The 19,719-nt window shown below is 65.0% G+C and carries 24 protein-coding genes; 11 read left to right on the forward strand and 13 right to left on the reverse strand.

The features are described from left to right. Positions 1-5: 5 nt before the first annotated feature. Both AC07NT_RS11365 and dinB read right to left on the reverse strand, forming a co-directional pair. Positions 6-284 carry a hypothetical protein gene (locus AC07NT_RS11365; protein WP_498598917.1) on the reverse strand — a complete coding sequence of 93 codons (279 nt, stop codon included), beginning with the start codon at positions 282-284 and terminating at the stop codon, positions 6-8. Positions 285-352: 68 nt separating this feature from the next. Next, positions 353-1,555 (reverse strand): DNA polymerase IV, encoded by a 1,203-nt coding sequence (gene dinB, locus AC07NT_RS11370; RefSeq protein ID WP_498598916.1) that lies wholly within the window; start codon positions 1,553-1,555, stop codon positions 353-355. Positions 1,556-1,675: 120 nt separating this feature from the next. On the opposite strand from dinB, the gene AC07NT_RS11375 reads away from it, so the two are divergent. Further along, positions 1,676-2,269: a putative pterin-binding protein gene (locus AC07NT_RS11375; protein WP_498598915.1), complete on the forward strand. Its 594-nt coding sequence runs from the start codon at positions 1,676-1,678 to the stop codon at positions 2,267-2,269. Here the strand turns inward: AC07NT_RS11375 and AC07NT_RS11380 are convergent. The 8 genes from AC07NT_RS11380 to AC07NT_RS11415 all read right to left on the reverse strand — a co-directional run bounded on the left by AC07NT_RS11380 (position 2,254) and on the right by AC07NT_RS11415 (position 8,806). Then, the gene (locus tag AC07NT_RS11380; RefSeq protein WP_498598914.1) at positions 2,254-3,411 is read right to left on the reverse strand and encodes an alpha-hydroxy acid oxidase; all 1,158 of its coding nucleotides are present in this window, start codon (positions 3,409-3,411) and stop codon (positions 2,254-2,256) included. The two genes, AC07NT_RS11375 and AC07NT_RS11380, sit on opposite strands and share 16 nt — an antisense overlap. Before the next feature lie 61 nt (positions 3,412-3,472). Beyond that, a complete protein-coding gene (locus tag AC07NT_RS11385) occupies positions 3,473-4,582 on the reverse strand; it encodes a 6-phosphofructokinase (RefSeq protein ID WP_498598913.1) in 1,110 nt (369 codons plus the stop codon). 40 nt (positions 4,583-4,622) lie between these two features. Further along, positions 4,623-5,111 (reverse strand): hemerythrin domain-containing protein, encoded by a 489-nt coding sequence (locus tag AC07NT_RS11390; RefSeq protein ID WP_498598912.1) that lies wholly within the window; start codon positions 5,109-5,111, stop codon positions 4,623-4,625. 163 nt (positions 5,112-5,274) lie between these two features. Then, positions 5,275-5,931, reverse strand: a complete 657-nt coding sequence (locus tag AC07NT_RS11395; RefSeq protein ID WP_498598911.1) for a cupredoxin domain-containing protein — start codon at positions 5,929-5,931, stop codon at positions 5,275-5,277. A gap of 1 nt (position 5,932) precedes the next feature. Further along, positions 5,933-6,367: a group I truncated hemoglobin gene (locus AC07NT_RS11400; protein WP_498598910.1), complete on the reverse strand. Its 435-nt coding sequence runs from the start codon at positions 6,365-6,367 to the stop codon at positions 5,933-5,935. Between the two features lie 41 nt (positions 6,368-6,408). Then, positions 6,409-7,341 (reverse strand): DUF3034 family protein, encoded by a 933-nt coding sequence (locus AC07NT_RS11405; RefSeq protein WP_498598909.1) that lies wholly within the window; start codon positions 7,339-7,341, stop codon positions 6,409-6,411. Positions 7,342-7,445: 104 nt separating this feature from the next. After that, the gene (locus AC07NT_RS11410) at positions 7,446-8,219 is read right to left on the reverse strand and encodes an anti-sigma factor (protein ID WP_498598908.1); all 774 of its coding nucleotides are present in this window, start codon (positions 8,217-8,219) and stop codon (positions 7,446-7,448) included. Next, the gene (locus AC07NT_RS11415; RefSeq protein WP_498599168.1) at positions 8,216-8,806 is read right to left on the reverse strand and encodes an RNA polymerase sigma factor; all 591 of its coding nucleotides are present in this window, start codon (positions 8,804-8,806) and stop codon (positions 8,216-8,218) included. Before AC07NT_RS11415 ends, AC07NT_RS11410 begins: the two co-directional genes overlap by 4 nt. A gap of 277 nt (positions 8,807-9,083) precedes the next feature. On the opposite strand from AC07NT_RS11415, the gene AC07NT_RS11420 reads away from it, so the two are divergent. Together AC07NT_RS11420 and AC07NT_RS11425 are read left to right on the forward strand one after the other, a co-directional pair. After that, the gene (locus AC07NT_RS11420) at positions 9,084-9,674 is read left to right on the forward strand and encodes a ferritin-like domain-containing protein (RefSeq protein ID WP_498598907.1); all 591 of its coding nucleotides are present in this window, start codon (positions 9,084-9,086) and stop codon (positions 9,672-9,674) included. A gap of 40 nt (positions 9,675-9,714) precedes the next feature. After that, positions 9,715-10,263 (forward strand): DUF3455 domain-containing protein, encoded by a 549-nt coding sequence (locus AC07NT_RS11425; RefSeq protein WP_498598906.1) that lies wholly within the window; start codon positions 9,715-9,717, stop codon positions 10,261-10,263. Positions 10,264-10,282: 19 nt separating this feature from the next. Here the strand turns inward: AC07NT_RS11425 and argH are convergent, their stop codons facing one another. Continuing rightward, positions 10,283-11,716, reverse strand: coding sequence for an argininosuccinate lyase (gene argH, locus AC07NT_RS11430; RefSeq protein ID WP_498598905.1), 1,434 nt, complete (start codon positions 11,714-11,716; stop codon positions 10,283-10,285). Between the two features lie 111 nt (positions 11,717-11,827). On the opposite strand from argH, the gene AC07NT_RS11435 reads away from it, so the two are divergent. From AC07NT_RS11435 to AC07NT_RS11445, 3 genes are read left to right on the forward strand one after another with little or no spacing between them, the layout of a single operon-like run. Then, entirely contained in the window at positions 11,828-12,865 is a 1,038-nt protein-coding gene (locus AC07NT_RS11435; protein WP_498598904.1) for a sensor histidine kinase, read from the forward strand. A gap of 58 nt (positions 12,866-12,923) precedes the next feature. Next, a complete protein-coding gene (locus AC07NT_RS11440) occupies positions 12,924-13,673 on the forward strand; it encodes a LytR/AlgR family response regulator transcription factor (RefSeq protein ID WP_498598903.1) in 750 nt (249 codons plus the stop codon). Between the two features lie 27 nt (positions 13,674-13,700). Then, positions 13,701-14,450 carry a TerC family protein gene (locus AC07NT_RS11445; RefSeq protein WP_498598902.1) on the forward strand — a complete coding sequence of 250 codons (750 nt, stop codon included), beginning with the start codon at positions 13,701-13,703 and terminating at the stop codon, positions 14,448-14,450. A gap of 15 nt (positions 14,451-14,465) precedes the next feature. On the opposite strand, the gene lolA is transcribed toward AC07NT_RS11445, so the two are convergent. Then, positions 14,466-15,113: an outer membrane lipoprotein periplasmic chaperone LolA gene (gene lolA, locus AC07NT_RS11450; RefSeq protein ID WP_498599167.1), complete on the reverse strand. Its 648-nt coding sequence runs from the start codon at positions 15,111-15,113 to the stop codon at positions 14,466-14,468. Positions 15,114-15,342: 229 nt separating this feature from the next. On the opposite strand from lolA, the gene AC07NT_RS11455 reads away from it, so the two are divergent. The 5 genes from AC07NT_RS11455 to AC07NT_RS11475 all read left to right on the forward strand — a co-directional run bounded on the left by AC07NT_RS11455 (position 15,343) and on the right by AC07NT_RS11475 (position 18,889). Then, positions 15,343-15,828, forward strand: coding sequence for an FAS1-like dehydratase domain-containing protein (locus AC07NT_RS11455; RefSeq protein ID WP_498598901.1), 486 nt, complete (start codon positions 15,343-15,345; stop codon positions 15,826-15,828). A 207-nt stretch (positions 15,829-16,035) separates the two neighbouring features. Then, the gene (locus AC07NT_RS11460) at positions 16,036-16,764 is read left to right on the forward strand and encodes an alpha/beta hydrolase family protein (protein WP_498598900.1); all 729 of its coding nucleotides are present in this window, start codon (positions 16,036-16,038) and stop codon (positions 16,762-16,764) included. Then, the gene (locus AC07NT_RS11465) at positions 16,754-17,134 is read left to right on the forward strand and encodes a hotdog family protein (RefSeq protein WP_498598899.1); all 381 of its coding nucleotides are present in this window, start codon (positions 16,754-16,756) and stop codon (positions 17,132-17,134) included. The genes AC07NT_RS11460 and AC07NT_RS11465 overlap by 11 nt, the downstream gene beginning before the upstream one ends. A 10-nt stretch (positions 17,135-17,144) precedes the next feature. Next, positions 17,145-18,011: a CheR family methyltransferase gene (locus AC07NT_RS11470; RefSeq protein WP_498598898.1), complete on the forward strand. Its 867-nt coding sequence runs from the start codon at positions 17,145-17,147 to the stop codon at positions 18,009-18,011. 8 nt (positions 18,012-18,019) lie between these two features. Beyond that, complete coding sequence (locus tag AC07NT_RS11475; RefSeq protein WP_498598897.1) at positions 18,020-18,889, forward strand: alpha/beta fold hydrolase; 870 nt, start codon at positions 18,020-18,022, stop codon at positions 18,887-18,889. Here AC07NT_RS11475 and AC07NT_RS11480 read toward each other — a convergent pair. After that, positions 18,886-19,551, reverse strand: a complete 666-nt coding sequence (locus AC07NT_RS11480; RefSeq protein ID WP_498598896.1) for a GNAT family N-acetyltransferase — start codon at positions 19,549-19,551, stop codon at positions 18,886-18,888. The two genes, AC07NT_RS11475 and AC07NT_RS11480, sit on opposite strands and share 4 nt — an antisense overlap. Positions 19,552-19,719: the final 168 nt, after the last annotated feature.

The following is a 19,719-nucleotide window of genomic DNA, read 5'->3' on the forward strand; positions in this document are numbered from 1 at the left end:
CTTTACTAGGCTGAGCCGGAGAGCCAGTCACACCTGAGACGTTGCATCAGGTGCGCATGCCGGCGCCAGGCCACGTACAGCTGCGGCGCACCGCTGGCCAACAGGCACAGCGGGCAGGCCCAGAACTGGTCCAGGACAAAAGCGGGTAGCCAGCCGACCCAGCCCATCAGCCAGAGGCAGAGCACGGCATCCCACAACTGATACTCCAGCGGATGCGCGTCCCTGTGCACCAGATGCCAGTTCCGGATGCGCTGTATCTCCGCCAGGGTAAGAGAGGGTGTCATGGAAGCCTCCTGTACGCGGCTTCAATGTAAGTTTGGCGTCAGCATCTGTCAATACCGACCCCGTGCACTCAGAACAGCGGCAGCGTATCCGCTCCTGAATCAGGAGCATCTCGCCTCGCCTGGCCATGGCTTTCGACCTGCTGCGGCGCAGCATCCTCAGCACCGGCCCGGCGCAGGGTACCCACACGCACGCCCAGCAGGCGCAGGCGACGCGTCAGGTCCACCCGCTTGAGGCACAGGCCGGCGACCTGACGTATGGCCTTGGCGTCGGCGGTGTAGTGCTCCAGGGTCTGGTCGCGCGTGACGCTCTTGAAGTCGTCGTAGCGCAGCTTGATGCCGATGGTCTTGCCCGCATAACCCTTGCGCTGCAGATCGGCAGCCACGCGCTCGCACAGGGCCGTGAAGATCGCGCCCAGCTCTGTCTTGTCACGCACGGCATGCAGGTCGCGCTCGAAGGTGGTCTCGCGGCTCAGCGAGACGGGCTCGCTCTCGGTCACCACCGGACGCTCGTCACGCCCCCAGGCGGACTCAAACAACCAGGCGCCGTAGCTCTTGCCAAAGCGCTCGATCAGCCAGCCGGGCTCCTGTGCGGCCAGTTCGCCTATCGTCCGGATACCCTGGGCCTGCAGCTTCTCGTCGGTCTTGGGGCCTACACCGTTGATCTTGCGGCAGGGTAGCGGCCAGATCAGCGCCTGCAGGTCCTCGGGGAACACGATGGAGATGCCCTTGGGTTTGTTGAACTCGCTGGCCATCTTGGCCAGCAGCTTGTTGGGCGCTACACCGATGGAGCAGGTCAGCCCCGTGGCGTCGAAGATGCTTTTCTGGATCAGGCGCGCCAGACTGCGGCCGCCGTCGCGCTGGCCGCCCGGAACTGCCGTGAAGTCGATGTAGACCTCGTCCACGCCACGGTCCTCCATCACCGGCGCGATCTCGGTGATAACCTCTTTGAACCGGCGTGAGTACTTGCGGTATTCGTCGAAATCCACCGGCAGCAACAGGGCCTGGGGGCAGAGCTTGGCCGCCTTCATCAGCCCCATGGCCGAACCCACACCGAACTGGCGCGCGGCATAGGTGGCCGTGGTGATGACACCGCGACCGGTGTAGTCCTGGAGCAGGGGGAAATCCGCCACCGGTATGTCCGACAAGGGCAGATCGGCGTGTTTGAGCAGCAGGGCATCGTCGGGCCGGCGCCGCGAGCCGCCGATGACCACGGGCAGGCCCTGGAGCTGCGGGTAACGCAGCAGCTCGACCGAGGCGTAGAACGCGTCCATGTCGAGGTGCGCGATGCGCCGGATCGGTGTGGAGGATAAGCTGGCGGGAGGAGACACCGGGCTAGCATAGCGCGCCGCCGATGCAGAATAGGGGCGTACACCACCCGCTCCGGAGACCGCATGAAAAAACGTCACTTCCTCACCGCCGCCCTGGGCGCCACTGCCCTGTCTCCAGCGGCGCAGGCCATCCCCGCAGGCCAACGCGGCCCCACCCTGCTGACGGTCACGGGCGCCATCGGCCGTGGCAACCGCGGGCCGCTGGACAAGGCCCTGGACCAGATGATGGTCAAACAGCAGCTGACCTTCGACAAGGCCCATGTCTTTGACTTCGAAGCCCTGCGCGCGCTGCCCAGCATCACGATCAAGCCGACCCTGGAATACGACGCCAAGCCCCACACCCTGCGCGGTCCGTTGCTGGGCCAGGTCATCGAGGCCACCGGTGCCCGCCTGGACAACACGCTCAAGCTGGTGCTGCGCGCCATCGACGGCTACACCGTCACGCTGACGCTGGCGCAGGCACGTCGTTACCGCTTCATCATCGCCACCCACCTGGACGGCAAACCCATGCCCCTGGGGGGCCTGGGCCCGCTATGGGCGGTGTTCGATGCCGACCAGCATGCCGATGTCATGGCCAGACCGCTGCCAGAGCGCTATGCACAGTGCCCCTGGGGCCTGTACCACCTGGAAGTACAGGCCACTCAGGCCGTCGGGTAAGTGCCCGGCAACAGGATGCTGCGGTCCACCGTGTTGATGTCGGTGTGGCCGCAGAAGGCCATGGTGATGTCGAGTTCGTTGCGGATGATCTGCAGTGCCTTGGTGACGCCGGCCTCGCCCATCGCACCCAGGCCATAGACCATGGAACGACCGATGTAGACGCCGCGCGCGCCCAGTGCGCGTGCCTTGAGCACGTCCTGCCCGGAGCGGATGCCACCATCCATGTGCACCTCGATCTGGCTGCCCACGGCCTGCACGATCGCCGGCAACGAGTTGATGCTGGAATCGGCGCCGTCGAGCTGGCGGCCGCCGTGGTTGGAGACGATCAGCGCATCGGCGCCGCTGTTGACGGCAAGTTTGGCGTCCTCCACGTCCTGGATGCCTTTGAGGATGATCTTGCCGCCCCAGCGTTTCTTGATCCACTCCACGTCGCCCCAGTTCAGGCGCGGGTCAAACTGCTGGTTGGTCCAGGCCGAGAGCGAGCTCATGTTCTCCACCCCGTGCACGTGGCCCACGATGTTGCCGAACTCGCGGCGCTTGGCGCCCAGCATGCCCAAGGCCCAGCGGGGTTTGGTGGCGATGTTGATGATGTTCGGGATGGTGAGCTTGGGCGGGGCCGACAGGCCGTTCTTCAGGTCCTTGTGGCGCTGGCCGATGATCTGCAGGTCCAGCGTGATCACCAGGGCCGAGCAGTTGGCAGCCTTGGCACGATCGATCAGGCGCTCGATGAAGTCGCGATCTTTCATCATGTAGAGCTGGAACCAGAAGGGGTGACCGCCCGTGCCCTCGGCCACGTCCTCGATCGAGCAAATACTCATGGTCGAGAGCGTGAAGGGGATGCCAAACATCTTGGCTGCGCGCGCCGCCAGGATCTCACCATTGGCGTGCTGCATCCCCGTAAGACCCACGGGGGCGATCGCAACCGGCATGGCCACCTCCTGGCCGATCATGGTGCTGCGCGTGGTGCGGCCGTCCATGTTCACGGCCACACGCTGGCGCAGCTTGATCTTCTGGAAGTCGCTCTCGTTGGCGCGGTAGGTGCTCTCGGTCCAGGAACCGCTGTCGGCGTAGTCGTAAAACATGCGTGGCACGCGTTTCTGGGCCAGCACACGCAGGTCTTCGATATTGGTGATGACGGGCATCGTTTTGTCTCCTGAATATTTCCCGATGTTAAATGCTCGGGGCCTGGCCTCGCCGCTCCCCTCAGTCTCCAAAGCAGATACCGAGGTCGCGCCCGGTCTGCAAGGTATCGCTGTCGGGCGGCACCGCTTTCATGCGCCCGGCCACATCGGCCAGGGGCACGTAGATGACGTTCGGATGGGACAGGGCCACCATCACCCCTGATTGGCCCTCGTCCAACGCACGCACGGCCGCGGTGCCGAAGCGCTTGGCCGCCAGCCGGTCGAAGGTGGTGGGGCTGCCGCCGCGCAGCAGATGCCCCAGCACCACGACCCGCGCGTCTTTGCCGGTCAGCGCGGCCAGTTCCCTGGCCACCTGCTCGCCGATGCCACCCAGACGCTCGGCATGGCCGGCCTCGGCCGCCGCCAGCACCGCGCGCTGCCCCTGCCGCGGCAGGGCGCCTTCGGCCACCACCACCAGCGAGTACAGGCGGCCATGAGCATCGCGCTCACGGATAGCGGCCGCCACCTTCTCGATGTCGTAGGGCATCTCGGGCATCAGGATGGCATGCGCACCGCCGGAAATGCCTGCGTGCAGGGCGATCCAGCCCGCGTAGCGCCCCATGACCTCCACCACCATCACACGCTGGTGGCTCTCGGCCGTGCTGTGCAGGCGATCCAGGCATTCCGTGGCGAAGGAAACCGCGGTATCGAAACCGAAGGTGGTGTGGGTCTTGTCGAGATCGTTGTCGATGGTCTTGGGAACACCCACCACACGCAGGCCACGACGGTGCAACTCGTTGCCGATGGTGAGCGTGCCGTCACCGCCGGCGATGACCAGCGCGTCTATGCCCTCGCGCTGGAAGTAGTCCAGGACCTCACCGGAACGGTCCAGCTCAACCTTGCTGCCATCGGCCTGGCGCACGGGAAAGTGGAAAGGGTCACCCTTGTTGGTGGTACCCAGGATGGTGCCGCCCAGGTGGGCAATGCCGCGCACACGGTCACGGCTCAGCAGCTCGGTGCCGCCGCGGGGGTAGCGCTCGGGCTGCAGGATGCCATTGAAACCGTCGCGGAGGCCCACGCATTCCCAGCCGCGGTTGGCCGCAGCCCAGACCACCGAACTGATGACGGCGTTCAGACCCGGGGCGTCACCGCCCCCGGTGCTGATGGCAATGCGTCGGATGGGTTGCTGCATGGGCACGTGATGTCCGGAAGACGCATCGCCCTTGATGCCATCAGGCGCAGGGCTCACCTGGCTCGTGGCCACACGAAGGCAGCGCCACATCGGCGGCCAGGGCGCCTTCCTTGAAGGTCTCGGTGCTGGTGTCGTAGCCCTTTTCCTGCAGATAGCTCACCAGGCCGGCGTCCATGCTGCTCGCATGCCCGGGAAACCACTCGACCAGGGCCTCGATCATGCTGTCGATATAGGCCATCTCCCCGTTCAGGGCGCGACGCTCGACTTCCTGCATCACCTGCAGCACGCTGGCATGCTGGCCGAAGTGGCAGAAATCCGGCTGAATACCGCAGGCCGCCATCCAGCGCTCTTCCTGCGCGAAGTGCTCGACGGTATGCGCGAGCAGTTGCTGGTAGACCGGCAGCTTTTGCTCAGGCACGGCGGCCGTGGTGGCGTTGACCAAGTCCACGAACTCCTGGTGGGTGTGGTCGGTGCGGGGATCGCCGAGCAGCAGCTCATCGCTCCAGCTCAGGGTGTGGGTGGCGGACATGGTCATTCCTTCTCGGGCCGGGTCGGCAAGTGTTCCGGACCTGGCGCTGAACGCGTGAAAACGCGTTGCATGGCCGGGGCCGCAGGTCCCCGGTCAGGGGATAACGCGGAACAGGGGCAGGCTTGCCAGATAACGTTCCAGGATCATAGCCCAGCCCCGGGTCTCAGAGCCTGCGTCGGCGGGGTACCACACCCAGTTGCACGGTCTGCTGCAGGGTGCTCGCCCCCAGCTGCAAGGCCTGTCGCGGCGGCTCGACCAGCAGTTCCGGATGCCAGACGCGCAGCTCGACCTTGCCGGCCGGCAGACCCTCGAAACGGGCCATGCCGCTCTCGTCGGTCTTGAGTGTCCAGGCCGAGTCACTCACAAAAACATGCCCGCGCATGGAGCCGTGCAGATGGCAGCCCAGCAGCATAACGCCGGGTTTGTCCAGCACCATTTCCATGGCAGCCGGTGGCTGCCCGGCCGTGCGGCCCGCAATGCGGAACTCGAAACCTGGTGGCGCATTCGGGTCCAGCGCAGCCAGGCCGGTGGCCAGCGTACCGCGCACATGGTGGTCCCAGCGGTCGAGATTGGCAAAGCGCAGGCGCGTGCCCGGTACCACCACGGTCAGGGCCGGCACGAAGCGCATGCGCTCCTGCTCGATCAGCACCGGACCCGGCGGAACCGACAGTGCCGGAGACGTCATCCCGACCGGGTAAAGCACCACCACGGCTTCGGGCAGGGGTTTGCCCTCCCGGTCCTGCACCTGGACATGCAGGCCGGAGGCCTGCGCGGCCCAGCAGACCAACTGGGTGGAAGCAATGCAGAGGAATCTGCGCATCTCAGTGCTCCGAGATGATGTCGCGATGCATGGGCGCCAGCAGGGCGAGCAGGCGGTTCTGCTGTGCAAAGGGGATGCCTCGGGTGTCCATGGCGGCCTGCAGGTCTTCCACCAGGGCGTGGAACTCCTGCTTGCGGATGCCCATCTCGGCATGCGCAGCCTTCATGTCAGCGCCTTCGTACTTGCAAGGGCCACCGCTGAGCTGGCAGATCTGGTCGCTCAGGCTGGCCTTGAGGGTTTGGGCATTGGTGTCCTTGAAGTGGTGCTTGATGCGGGCATCCTGCAAGACGCGTCCGACAAACTCGTCCATCAGGGCGGTGATGCCGGCCTTCTGGCCCAGGGACTGGTAGAGCGATGCCGGAGCGGGCAGGGTCTGGGCCTGTGCGCCCAGCAGGCCGCCCAGACACAGGCAGCAGGTGTATAGGAATTTTTTCATGAAGGATCTCCGTTTGTTGAAGAAGCAATGCGGCCACCGGCTCAGAAAGCGACCTGGCCCGACAGGTAGTACCCGGTCTGGCGGCGACCTGCCGTGATGCCGGGCACGATGCGGCCCAGGTCGATGTAGGCCAGGGTCAGCGAAAGGTGCTTGCTGGGCGCCCAGGCGACGAACAGATCCTTCCAGTCGTCCTCGGCCAGGCCATCGCCCAGGCCGGCAGCGGCGCCCGCCGCCTCAAGGTTGTTAGGCTTCTTTCGGTATTCGGCCCCGATGGCCAGGTTCTTTTGCAGCAGGTAGGCCGCCGAGATTTCCGTTTGCAGGCTGCGGCTGCTGCTCGCCGGGGATGTGCCGCCGAAACCGAGCAGGCCGTTCTGGTTGGCGTTGGTGGAGCGCAGCGTGGCATTGAGCAAGAGGCTCTGACCCAGCAACAGCTTGGTGGCGTTGACATACACGTCGGTGCCGTTGTTCTGCACGCCCAGGAAGTCGAAGACGGACTGCAGGGAACCGGGGCGGACCTGCTTGTGCTCCAGACCCACCGCGATCTGCGGCATCCAGCTGTCGCTGTCGAGGATGGCGTCGCCGGCGACCTTGACTTTCAGACCGACCACGTCCATCTGGATATGCTGGCCCGGCGTTACGCCAAAGGCGGCCACGCCATTGAGCGCGATGGTGGGCGAGGCATCCAGATCCTGCCGCGCCAGCGACAGCTCGACCCGGTCTTTCAGGCCGATGGCGACGCCGTAGCTGTTGAGGCTGTAGTCCTGGGTGGTGGCGCGTGTCAGGTAGCTGCTGACACCGATCTCGCCTTCGGTGGCATTGGTGCCGATGGCGGCCCAGGGCGTCAGCCCCCCACCGGCCGCGCCAGTGACGGAGCTGACACCGCCGGTGAGCAGGAGTTTGCCGGTGTCGGCCTGGGCCAGGACGGTGGTGCAAGCAAGGCAGGTGAGCGTGGCGTACCGGAAGAGTTTCTTCATCAGGGTGGCTCCTAGTAGATGTACAAGCGCGCTGGCCTGTCTACTGGATACGCACCCCGGATGCGATCGGATTCAAAAAAGTGGAAATATTTTCGGCTGCCGCCTCAAAGCATGCGCTGGATCAGGCTGCCCTTGAACAGCACGGGGCCGGTCGGCCCGCCCGCGCCGGGCACGCCGCCCAAGGGCTCCAGGCTGATGGCCAGCGTGGGCACCTCGCGCACATCGGACTCACCCGCGGTAAGCTTGACCAGCGGCCCCTGCCCCAGCACCCCCAGCGAGCGAGGTGCGCCGGCCGGCGGCAGGGCCCAGAGCTGCAGCGATTTGTCACGCCCTTCCTGGAAGCCGCCCACCCGCTGCAGGACCAGGGTATTGTTCCTGGGGTCGAAGGTCACCAGCATGGAAGCCGCCGACCGGTCGTCGGCCAGCACCGCCACATACTGGATCTGCGGCGCCGCCTGCAACTGCTGGCGCAGTTCGGCGATCTGTGCGCCGGCCTGCGCGCGCAGCCCCTCGTTGACCTGCAGGCCCACGACCACGGCCGTCAAGGTGGCGAACACTCCGGCTGCGGCCGCACTGCGCCAGACCAGCAGACTTTGCCACCAGCCGGGACCAACCGAAGGCGTCATGCCGGACGATGTCTGCGCCCGGGCCTGCAACTGGTTTTGGATGCGGGCCCAGACATAGGACGGCGGCTCGATCGCCGGCTGCAACTCGGTCAAGCCGGCTAGGCGGCCCTGCCAATGCTGACAGGCCTGCAGAACGGCGGGCTGCTGCCGCGCCAGGGTCTCGAAGCGGCGACGCGCGCCACCACGCAGCGTGCCCAGGGCGTAGCTGGCCGCCAGGCGGTCCAGCAGTTCGGGATGGTCATGCAGTCTCATGGTCGCACCTCCGTGGGTGCCGCGGCCATGCAGCCGCGCAATTGGTTCAGACCACGCCGGATCCAGGTCTTGACCGTGCCCAGCGGCAGGCGCAGCTGCTCGGCCAGCTCATGGTGGCTGAGGTCACGCAGGTAGGCCAGGCTGAGCACCTCGCGCTGACCGTTCTCCAGCTGCTTCAGGCAGCGGTGCAAGGCACGCGCCTGCTGGCTTGCGTTGACCTGGTCCATAGGATCGGGTGCATCGCCTTCCAGGGTCTCGGCCAGGGCGTCGTCAAGCTCTTCGGTGCTGTCGGCGCGCTCGGCCGTGCGCCGTCGCAAAAAGTCCAGGGCACGGCTGCGCACGATCAGGCCCATCCAGGCCATCGGAGGGCTCAGGCTGGCGCGGTAGTCATTCGCCGAACGCCAGATGTAGAGGTAACTCTCCTGCACCACATCCTCCGCCCATTCTTTGTGGCGTACCACCCGCATGGCCAGGCCGAACAGCAGGGGTGAGGTACGGGCGTAGAGCGCTTTCAGCGCCGCCGCGTCCTGCCGGGCCACCTGATCGAGCAGGGCCGTCAGTTCCAAATCATGGGCTTCATGAATCATGGCGCGATTGTCCTTGATCCGGGCGCGGTCCACACGCGGGCGGTCATGCCAGCCCGCAGGCTGGCGCGTCAACCTGGGCAGGGCAGGACATACGAGAAGCATGTACTCAATACGGCCCGCGGCCCGCAACGGTTTCAGACCGGGCCCATGCCCCGGGGACAGCTGGGGTCTTTTGAATCCGGGCGGGGCCACACCACGTATTCAAGGTGTCGGCCAGTCTTGTGCCGATGCCGGACTGGCCGGCCCCTTCACTCTAGAACCCTGCAAGGAAACCATCATGACCTCCAAGATTGACATCACCTCCCTGCCCTCCGTTGCGCGCCGCTCCTTCATGAGCCGTACCGGCACCCTCTCTGCCGTGGCCGTGGCCATGCTCGCCGGCAAGGAAGCGCTGGCCCAGGGCATGGGGGCCGACACCAGTGGCGATCTGCAGATCCTCAACGTGGCCCTCGGCCTGGAACATGAAGCCATCAACGCTTACCAGCTGGGCGCCGCCAGCGGCCTGCTGCAGAAGTCCGTGCTGGACGTGGCCGTGCAATTCCAGGGTCACCACAAATCGCACCGCGACGCCCTGATCGCCACCATCCAGAAGCTCGGTGGCAAGCCCGTCATGGAGATGAAGCTGGACGACTACGCTCGCGCCCTCAAGGCCGACACGCTGAAGAACCAGGCCGATGTGCTGAGCCTGGCGGCGCGGCTGGAACTGGGTGCGACCAACGCCTATCTGGGCGTGATCCCCGCCTTCGGCAGCAAGGAGCTGGCCAAGGTCGCCGCGCGCCTGGCCGCTGACGAGACCATGCACTACACCGTGCTGACGCAAGCACTGGGCCGCGCCCTGCCGGCTGGCGCCCTGAGCTTCGGCGCCTGAACTTCACTCTCACTCACCTCATAGCCAAGGACAGATAACCATGATGAACCGCACCCTCACGGCCCTGGCGGCCGCCTCCCTGCTCTCGGCCTGTGCCATGTCCGGCGGCATGTCCATGTCCAGTTCGGCACAGACCGGTGTGCCCGATGCCGTGCGCGTCCCCGCTGGTCACAGCGTCGTGCTGGAAACCGTCGGCGCGGGCGAGATCACCTACGAATGCCGCGCCAAGAAGGACATGGCTGGTGCCTTCGAATGGGTCTTCGTCGGCCCCGATGCCCGCCTGATGGACCGCAGCGGCAAGGCCGTGGGTCGTTATTACGGCCCGCCCGCCACCTGGGAAAGCAACGATGGCTCGCGCATCACCGGCACCCAGCTCGCGGTTGCCCCCGGCGGTGACGGCAACATCCCGCTGCAGCTGGTCAAGGCCAACCCGGCCATGGGCATGGGCGCCATGCAGGGCGTGAGCCACATCCAGCGCCTGGCCACCCGGGGTGGCGTGGCACCGGCGATGACCTGCGGCGCGGGCAACGCGGGTCAGAAATCGGTGGTGAAGTACCAGGCCGACTACATCTTCTGGCGCGCGGCCTGATCCAGCACCGCGGCGCGGCTCAGGCGAGCCGCGCCCGGTGGCGTTCGATCTGTGCCCGCACCTGGACCGGCGCGGTGCCGCCCAGGGTGTGGCGCGCGTTGAGCGAGCCGCGCAGCGACAGCACGTCGTAGACGTCCTTCTCGATGTTCTTGTTGAACTGCTGCAGCACCGTCAGCGGCAGTTCGGACAGATCGCAGGCATGGCTGATGGCGGCCTTCACCGCATGGGCCACGGTCTCGTGCGCGTCACGGAAAGGCAGCCCCTTATTGACCAGGTAGTCGGCCAGGTCGGTGGCTGTGGCGTAACCCTTGAGGGCGGCCTGTTCCATGGCAGCGGCGTTGACGGTGATGCCGCCTTCGAGCTTGCCGCTGGCGGGGTTGAGCTGCCCACCCACCATCTCGGTGAAGATGCGCAGCGTGTCCTTCAGGGTGTCCACTGTGTCGAACAGCGGCTCCTTGTCTTCCTGGTTGTCCTTGTTGTAGGCCAGGGGCTGGCCCTTCATCAAGGTGATCAGGCCCATGAGATGGCCCACCACCCGTCCGGTCTTGCCACGCGCGAGCTCGGGCACATCGGGGTTCTTCTTCTGCGGCATGATGGAAGAACCGGTGGTGAAGCGGTCGGCGATCTTGATGAAACCGAAGTTCTGGCTCATCCACAGGATCAGCTCCTCGCTCAGGCGGCTGATGTGCACCATGACCAGGGAGGCGGCAGCCGTGAACTCGATGGCGAAGTCGCGGTCGCTCACGGCGTCCAGGCTGTTCTGGCAGACACCGTCCATGCCCAGGGTCTTCGCGACGCGCTCGCGATCCAGCGGGTAGCTTGTGCCCGCCAGGGCAGCGCTGCCCAGGGGCAGACGGTTCACGCGCTTGCGCACGTCGGCCATGCGTTCGGCGTCGCGCGCGAACATTTCCACATAGGCCAGCATGTGGTGGCCGAAGCTCACGGGCTGGGCCACCTGCAGGTGGGTGAAGCCGGGCAGGATCACTTCTACGTTCTGCTCGGCCACGGTCACCAGGGCTTTTTGCAGGTCCACCAGCAGGTTGCTGATGAGATCGATCTCGGTGCGCAGCCACAGGCGCACATCGGTGGCCACCTGGTCGTTGCGGCTGCGGCCGGTGTGCAGACGCTTGCCGGCGTCGCCCACCAGCTGGGTCAGGCGGGCCTCGATGTTGAGGTGCACGTCTTCCAGGTCCAGCTTCCATTCGAACTTGCCGGTCTCGATCTCGGCGATGATCTGGGCCATGCCGTCGCGGATGGCGGCCAGGTCGGCCGCAGCGATGATGCCCTGCGCCGCCAGCATCTCGGCGTGCGCCAGGCTGCCGGTGATGTCGGCATGCCACAGGCGCTTGTCGAAAAAGACGCTGGCCGTGTAGCGCTTGACCAGATCGCTCATGGGTTCGGAGAACAGCGCCGACCAGGCTTGGGATTTCTTGTCGAGTTGGTTTTGGGACATGGCGGGCGGGTTTATAAGAGGAAGGGATGCCGGGCTGGCAGGATAGCCATTGTGCGACCACAGCCAATTCACCAATAATGGGGTCGGCCACCAGGCCGCTGCCCTGCACCTATGAAAGACACCCAGATTTTATCGGCCTTCCAGGAGCTCACCCCGGAAACCCCGGCGGCGACCGTGACCGACGCATTGCTCTACGACGCGTGCCAGGTCGGCGTGGCTCTGCGCGCCGTGCTTTTCGTGGAGACCGCCGTCGCCGTGGGCGCCATGTTCGGCACCAGCACGGCGCTGGACTGGATCGTACGCCTGGCCCTGCTGACCGGCAGTGCCCTGCCCGCCACGGTGTTCTGGCTGGTCGTGGCCTGCCTGTGCAAACGCCCCCTGGGGCGCCTGCCGCGACCGGCCCAGTACGCCGCCGGTGTGCTGCTCGGCGCGCTGGCCGGCCTCTACGGCTGCAGCATGCTGATGCTGGCCGGCCTGCTGGCCCCGGCACCCTGGCTGGCCAGCGCCAGCAGCGGCGCCCTGCTGGCCGGGGTGCTGGTAGCGGTACTGGCGCTGCGCGCGCGCGGACGCACGCCGGCCGATACGGCGGCGCGCCTGTCCGAGCTGCAATCGCGCATCCGCCCGCATTTCCTCTTCAACACGCTCAACAGTGCCATCGCCCTGGTGCGCGCCGAGCCGGCCAAGGCCGAAGCCCTGCTGGAAGACCTGAGCGACCTGTTCCGCCACGCCCTGGTGGACCAGGGCGCTGCGGTCACGCTGGCCGACGAGATCGCATTGGCAAGGCGTTACCTGGACATCGAGCAGGTTCGCTTTGGCGAGCGCCTGCAGCTCGAATGGGCGCTCGACCCCCTTGCCGATGGCGCCCGCCTGCCGCCCCTGCTGCTGCAGCCTCTGCTGGAAAATGCCGTGCGCCATGGCGTGGAACCCAGCGCCAGCGGGGCCCAGGTCCGCATCTCCACCCAGCGTCGCGGTTCCACCGTGGTGATCAAGGTCACCAACACCGTACCGGCTGGCCCGGGCCCTCACGGCCATGGGGTGGCCCTGGGCAATGTGCGCGACCGCCTGCGCCTGCTGCACGACGTGCAGTGCAGCTTCCACACCGTGAACAAGGACGGTTTGTATCAGGTACGCATGGAGGTACCGGCATGAGCGCCGCCCGGCCGTCCGAAGCTGCTCGCACAGCAATGCACAGCACGGAGCTTTCCTCATGACGCTGGGTCTGCGCACCCTCATCGTCGACGACGAGACGCTGGCGCGCAGCCGCCTGCGCACCCTGTTGGGCGACTGCAAGGCGCCGCTGATCAGCATCGAGGGCGAGGCCGCCAATGCCAGCCAAGCCATCGAGCTGCTGCGCCGCCAGCCCTATGACCTGGCCCTGCTGGACATCCACATGCCCGGGGCCGACGGCCTGACCCTGGCCCAGACCCTGCGCAGCCTGCCACTGCCACCGGCCGTCATCTTCGTGACGGCCCACGCCGAACATGCCGTCCAGGCCTTCGAGCTCGAAGCGGTGGACTACCTGACCAAGCCCGTGCGACTGGAGCGCCTGCAGCAGGCCCTGCAGAAGGTGGAACGCCTGCTGCACAGCCGGCCCGGCACAGGCACGGCAACACCCGAAGAAGTGCTGCTGATCCAGGAACGCGGGCGCACCGAACGCGTGCCCCTGGCGGAAGTGCTCTACTTCAAGGCCGAACTCAAGTACATCACGGTGCGCACGGCGGCCAAGACCTATATCCTGGACGGGGCACTGAGCGAGCTTGAGGAAAAATACGCGACCCGTTTCATGCGCGTGCACCGCAACGCCCTGGTGGCCCGCCGGGCCGTAAGGGCACTGGAGAAACACTACGATCCCGAAGAGGGAGAAGGCTGGGCCGTGCGCCTGAGCGGCACCGACGAGCTGCTGGCGGTGTCACGTCGTCAGCTGGCTGCCGTGCGTGAAGCCATCGCTTCCAACTGAGACCCACGGTCACGAAAGGACCTCAACATGCTGGAACTGCTGACAGACCCCCAGGCCTGGATCGCCTTCGCCACCCTGACCACACTGGAGCTGGTGCTGGGCATTGACAACATCATCTTCATTTCCATCCTGGTCGACAAGCTGCCCCCCGAGAAACGGGTACTGGCACGCCGCCTGGGCCTGTTCATGGCCATGTTCATGCGCATCGGCCTGCTGCTGGTGCTGAGCTGGATCATCGGCCTGGTGGCGCCGCTGTTCAGCGTGATGGGGAAGGACATCTCGGGACGCGACCTGATCCTGATTGCCGGGGGCCTGTTCCTGATCTGGAAGAGCACAGGCGAGATCCATCAGTCGCTCGAAGGCGAGGAAGGTCACGCCTCCGGGGCGGTGCAGGCCACCTTCGCGGCCGTGATCCTGCAGATCATGGTGGTCGACCTGGTGTTCTCGCTGGACTCCATCATCACCGCCGTGGGCATGGTGGACGAACTGGCCGTCATGATCGCCGCCGTGATCGCCTCGGTCGCGCTGATGATGGTGTTTGCGGGCGCCATCGGCCGCTTTGTGTCGGACCATCCCAGCATCAAGATGCTGGCCCTGTCCTTCCTGGTCGTGGTCGGCGTGGTGCTGATCGCCGAAGGCTTCGACCACCACGTGCCCAAGGGTTACGTCTACTTCGCCATGGCCTTCTCGCTGGGCGTGGAGATGCTGAACATTCGCATGCGCAGGCGTTCGGCTAAACCGGTGCAGTTGCACACGGAGTACACGCGCGAGCCCTGAGCGGCCAATGCTGCGTTATTGACGGATCACGTCGGCGCCGACCGGCGGTTTGAAGCGGAAGGTCTCGGGCGGCAGGTTCACATTGAGCTGCACGCGGCTGAAAGTCAGCAGCGATCGCTGGCCGAAGTTGTCGACGATCTCCAGCGCCGCCAGTTCAGCCGTCTTTTTGCCGCCCTGCTCGACTTCCCGCAGTCCCACGCGCACGGTCTGCACCTGGCCGTCGCGCGCGCGCGGTGTCGCAACCACCCACTGCAGGCCGTCGCGCTCGGGCGCATTGGCGAGCTGGTAGTCGGCCTGCAAGGCGCGCATGTCGGGCGCTGCGGCGATCAAGGCTGCCGGTGTGCTACCCAGGGCGCTGGCCTGGGCACGTGCGGTTACCTGGTTCAGATCGACGTCGTGCAACCACAGGGTCTGACCGTCGGCCACGATGGTCTGGGCCAAGGGCTTGCCATAGACAAAACGGAAGCGGCCGGGGCGCTGGAACTCGAAAGTCCCCCCCGAAGTGCGCACGCGTGGCGCCTGGCCCTCGCGGGGTGGTGAGGTCACGGTCTGGCTGAACTCGGCCCGCCCGCTCTTCGCACTCTTGAGAAACAGGTCCAACGCATCCACACCTTCGGCCCGAGCCAGACCGCCAGCCGCGCAAAAAGCCCAAGCCCACACCATCGTGTAGCAACGACCATTCCAACCCAGTTTTTCAAGCATGGCGAGATGAGATATTAATGAGGGCCGAGCCCCCGGATGCATTCAGGAAATACTCACCGGCCCTGTCGGATTTGTGGCAGTTTGCCGGGCGATTCCGAGGCATGGTAACCCAGTCGTCCTCGGCTCTGGACAGGCAGATAAATTTGTTTTATCGTCAACAGATGAATAAAAGAGACCGGGGAGATGGCCTATGAATGCGCCGATGCAGCCGGGCACCGGCGACTTTCTCTCCGACGAGATCCGTGCCCGCATCGGACTTGAGCGCAAACGTCACTGCCTCGTCACGGCGCGCGACATCCGCCGCTTCGCACAGGCCATCGGCGAGACCAGCCCCCTGCACTCGGAGGACCGCCACGGCCCCGTAGCCCCTCCACTCTTCTACCAGTCGCTCGGCTACGAGGAACTGCCCTTGGAGCAGTTGCCACCCGACGGATCGCCCATTGAACTCGACGTGCCGATTCCTGCGCCGCGTACGGTGGGGGGCGGGAGCGAGTACACGATACACCGTCTCGTCAGGGCTGGCGAAACGGTGACCGTGACCTCATCGCTCAGGAGCGTGGAGAAGAAGACGGGCAAAAGCGGAGATCTTTTTCTGGTGAAGGTGGAAACACGTTTCACCGACGAGCAGGATCGGCCCCTGGCTTCAGAGATCGCCACCTACATCAAGCGTCAATAATTGCACATGCACCCACTCAAACGTTGGCAACGAGGGGTTACAGCGCAACTTGCCCGCTTGTATGAAAACAGTGCCCAGTGGCAGGCCATCATCGGCGCCAGGCCGCCACGTCCGCCGGGATTGTCAGATCGCCTACGGGCGTTTCTCGGCTTACCGCTTTTCAACCGAAGGATCCGCCAGTTTCATACCGGACAGAACAATCCTGCCATGTTGACGCAACTGGCAAGCCGCCCAGGCTGGAAGCTGGACTGGGCCGAAGTCGCACCCGGGGTCCGCTTGACAGGTGCGGTTTCTCCACCTCGCGATCCCTCGGCACCGTGGGTGCTGTATTTTTTAGGTAATTGGGGCGATCAACTCGTCAAAAGCCAGATGTGGCTGGAACAGTTGCGAGGGGCACACGATTGGGGTTTGGCCATGTGGGCTCCGCGCGGGTATGAAACCTCCTCAGGCGAACCGAATATGCACGACATTTGCGCCGATACGCAGTTCTTGCATGAGCTGCTGGTGCAACGCCATGGTGCCCGAGAAGGGGGCATCCACCTCGTGGGATTTTCACTGGGGGCTATTCTGGCCAGCGCCTTGGCCAGTGCGTTGACGCAGGCTGGCAAGCCCCCCGTCAGCCTGACGCTGCTGGCCATGCATCCCTACGGTTTTGCGATGCGACGCAGGACTTCGGGGTGGGCCTCCCATTGGCTGACACCGGAATGGTTCGCCCCGATGGTGGATCCGAAATGGCTGCCCGGACCGACCCTGGTGATTCACGCCAAGGATGACACGCTCGAACCGGTGGAGGATACCCGGCGTTTCGTGGCCAGCCTGGGCGAGCATTGCCGCTACGTGGAGTTGTCAGAAGGCGGCCATGAAGGCCCCATCAGTCCCGACGCCATCGCGCTGACGCGCCGATTCATAGTGGAAAATAAAGCGCATGCTGCCTGAAACACTGCCTCCGCTCGAGGTGACACCCGGTACCGGGCACATATTCATGTTCAGCGCGATAACGTGGAATCGCCACCATATCCATTACGACAAGGACGCCGCCCTGGCCGAGGGGCATACCGGCGTCGTCGTGCAACGGGCGCTCCTGGGCAACTACCTTGCCCGTCTGGTGACGCAGTGGCTCTCAGACCAGGGCGAACTGCGTACGCTGTCATGGCGGGTCCAGAAGAGTGCGTTGCCGGACAAACCGCTCACCTGTCAGGGTGAGGTGGTGGGTCGCGAAGGCCATACCTGGAAATGCGAGTTGCGCATCCTCGATCAGACGGGTGCGGTGGTTGCGGCCGGTGAGGCGCAGGTCTTTGTAAAGTAAGGACACAGGCATGAACAAGTCCGGTACGCCGTACCAGGCGGCACGCGCACTCTACCGTTTCGTCAAATGGGATGTGGTGATGGGCGGCCTGTTGTTGCCCTACGGCCGTGCCCGCCACCACAGGCTGTTGCAGCGCACCGATCGAAGCAACGATCACACGTACACCAGTTTCTACCGTTCACCACCCCAACTGGATGCGCTGACGGGTCCGGTGCTGGACCACATCGAACAACAAGGACACCAGGAGGTATCGATCCTTCTCTTTGCCGCCTCGAACGGCGCGGAGCCGTACACACTCGCCTCCGAGCTCTTGCACCGACGGCCTGATCTGCGCTTTCGCATCCGGGCTTCCGACCTGCACGAAAAAATGGTTGCCAAGGGTGCATCAGGTCTTTACACGCAAGACGAAGTGATGCATCCAACCGTGCCGCAAGACTTCATCACACGCACCTTCGATCGCGTTGACGGGCTCTATCGGGTGAAACCACAGATCCGCGAGCGGGTGAGCTTCGAACAGGCCGACCTGCTGGACCCGAAGCTGCCCGAGCGCTTCGAACCTGCGAACATCGTGGTGATGCAGAACGTGCTGTTTCACATGCCGTCTGACCTGGCGCGCAAGGTCTTCGCCAACGTCATCCTGACGCTGAAGCCAGGCGGGGTGTTCTTCATCGAAGGCATGGAACTCGATATGCGTGTGGAGTTGACCCGGCGGGCGGCGCTTGTGCCACTCGACTACCGGGTCAAGGAGATCCATCAGCATGCCCGCCTGCACTTTCCCCTGCGGTGGTGGAACTACTACTACGCCAGCGAACCTTACTCGCTGCTTGCCTCCGACCGCTTGGCCCGCTACGGCACCATCTTCTTTGCACCCGCATGAAGGCGTGGATGGCACTGGCTCTGCTTGCGCTGGGGATCGTAGTCGTGACGCCCTGGCTGCTTGTCGGGCTGGTCATGCCATCCCTGCACGCGCCCGGCCCACTGCCCACAGAACGCTCGCTCGCTACCGCGGAAGGAAACTGGCGCTACGAAGACGTGGGAGAGGGTGACAGCGCATTGCTGCTCCTGCACGGCTTCAACCAGGGCCTTGACCAATGGGACGGCGTGTGGGCAAAACTATCGGCCTGTGGCCAGCGGCGGATCAGAGTGGACCTGCCCGGCTTTGCAGGCTCCCGTTTCGGCAGCGATGATTTCAGTCTGCCCAGGCAGGCCGAACGTCTGCTAGCCTTTCTCGACGCGCGTGGCATCCACAAGGCGACCCTGGCCGGATCGTCCATGGGCGGGTCCCTGGCGGCGTGGTTTGCAGCAAAACACCCGGAACGTGTAAGCCAGATGGCGCTGTTCGCGCCCTCGGGGTATCCACAAGCGCTGACCTACTCTGGCATGTTCGGGGTGCTGGTGCAACCGGGCCGGCTCAACCATGCCGCGACGTGGATCGCCCGCACGAAGCCGTTCTCCCTGCTGTTTCCGCAGAGTGCAGCGGTGCAGGCACTGACGGTCACGGCGAGCTACGGGGCCCCCTGGATGGAAGCGCTCTCCCAGATACGCGCGCCGACGCTGCTGGTTTGGGCGCGGGTCGATCCGGTCGCGAGTGCAAGCACCGCTGCTTCCGTTGCACGGATGATCCCCAACAGCACGCTGTTGTGGCTCGATGCGAGTGCGGGGCACTCACCGCCCAATACACAACCTGAGCAGGTAGCCAGCCTGTTGTGCCGCCTGGCCAAGGGTTCGCCTCCCGCCGAGGTCGCCTCCCCTTAACTCTGGATGGGTCCTGAGCGGATGGCCTTGGCCCAGCAGCTCTCGTCTACCGAGATGGAGAAGTGGACCTGGCCTTTGCGGTTGACACCACGGACGACACCGATGCGCTGGTAGCCACTCTTGCGCACGCCATGGAGCGACTTGTAGTTCATGTGGTCGACGTAACCCAGAAGGCGACGTTTGCCTTCGGCACGGGTATGTTCCAGCACCTTGAGATGGCGTAAGCCCTGGTAGGCCGTGCCGCGGTATTCCGGTGCCGTATAGCCGTTGTAGTTGTAGACCATGTCATCGGGCATGTTGAAATGAAACCCCCACATGATCTCGATGAGCGGCGCGGAACTGATCCATGTGTAGCCGACCAGCGCCTCGCCATGGGTCTGGAGCAGGCAGCGACAGCCGTTCTTGAACGAGGCGATGTCGCGTTCATAGATGTGCGACTCGGGCCTCTGTTTGAGGCGCTCAAGGTCCTCCAGGGTGGCAAAGCGGAATGTGTGGTCCTTGGCTGCCTGAACGGCTGCAGGCGCGGGGCGAGGGGTGTCGAGCACGATGAGGAAATAGCGCGAGACTGTACCGCCGGGCACAAAGGCCAAGGCGCGGCGAGCGATGTGCGTGAACAGCCCACCCACACCGAACTGCCACGCTTTATCGAATGCTTTCGCCATTTTCTGCATCTTGCCCCCCGAATCGAAGTACCCGCTTTGCGGGCTCAGTATGCCAACTTATTCACTGCTCACTGGAAATTCTCTCGCCAAGCAGACCTGATTTGATCCAAATTGATTATGCTAGCAATTGGTGGCTTTCTACGGGGGGCAGCCTGCCCAGGCTTCCAC

This window comes from Hylemonella sp. GW821-FHT10B10 (assembly GCF_059415585.1).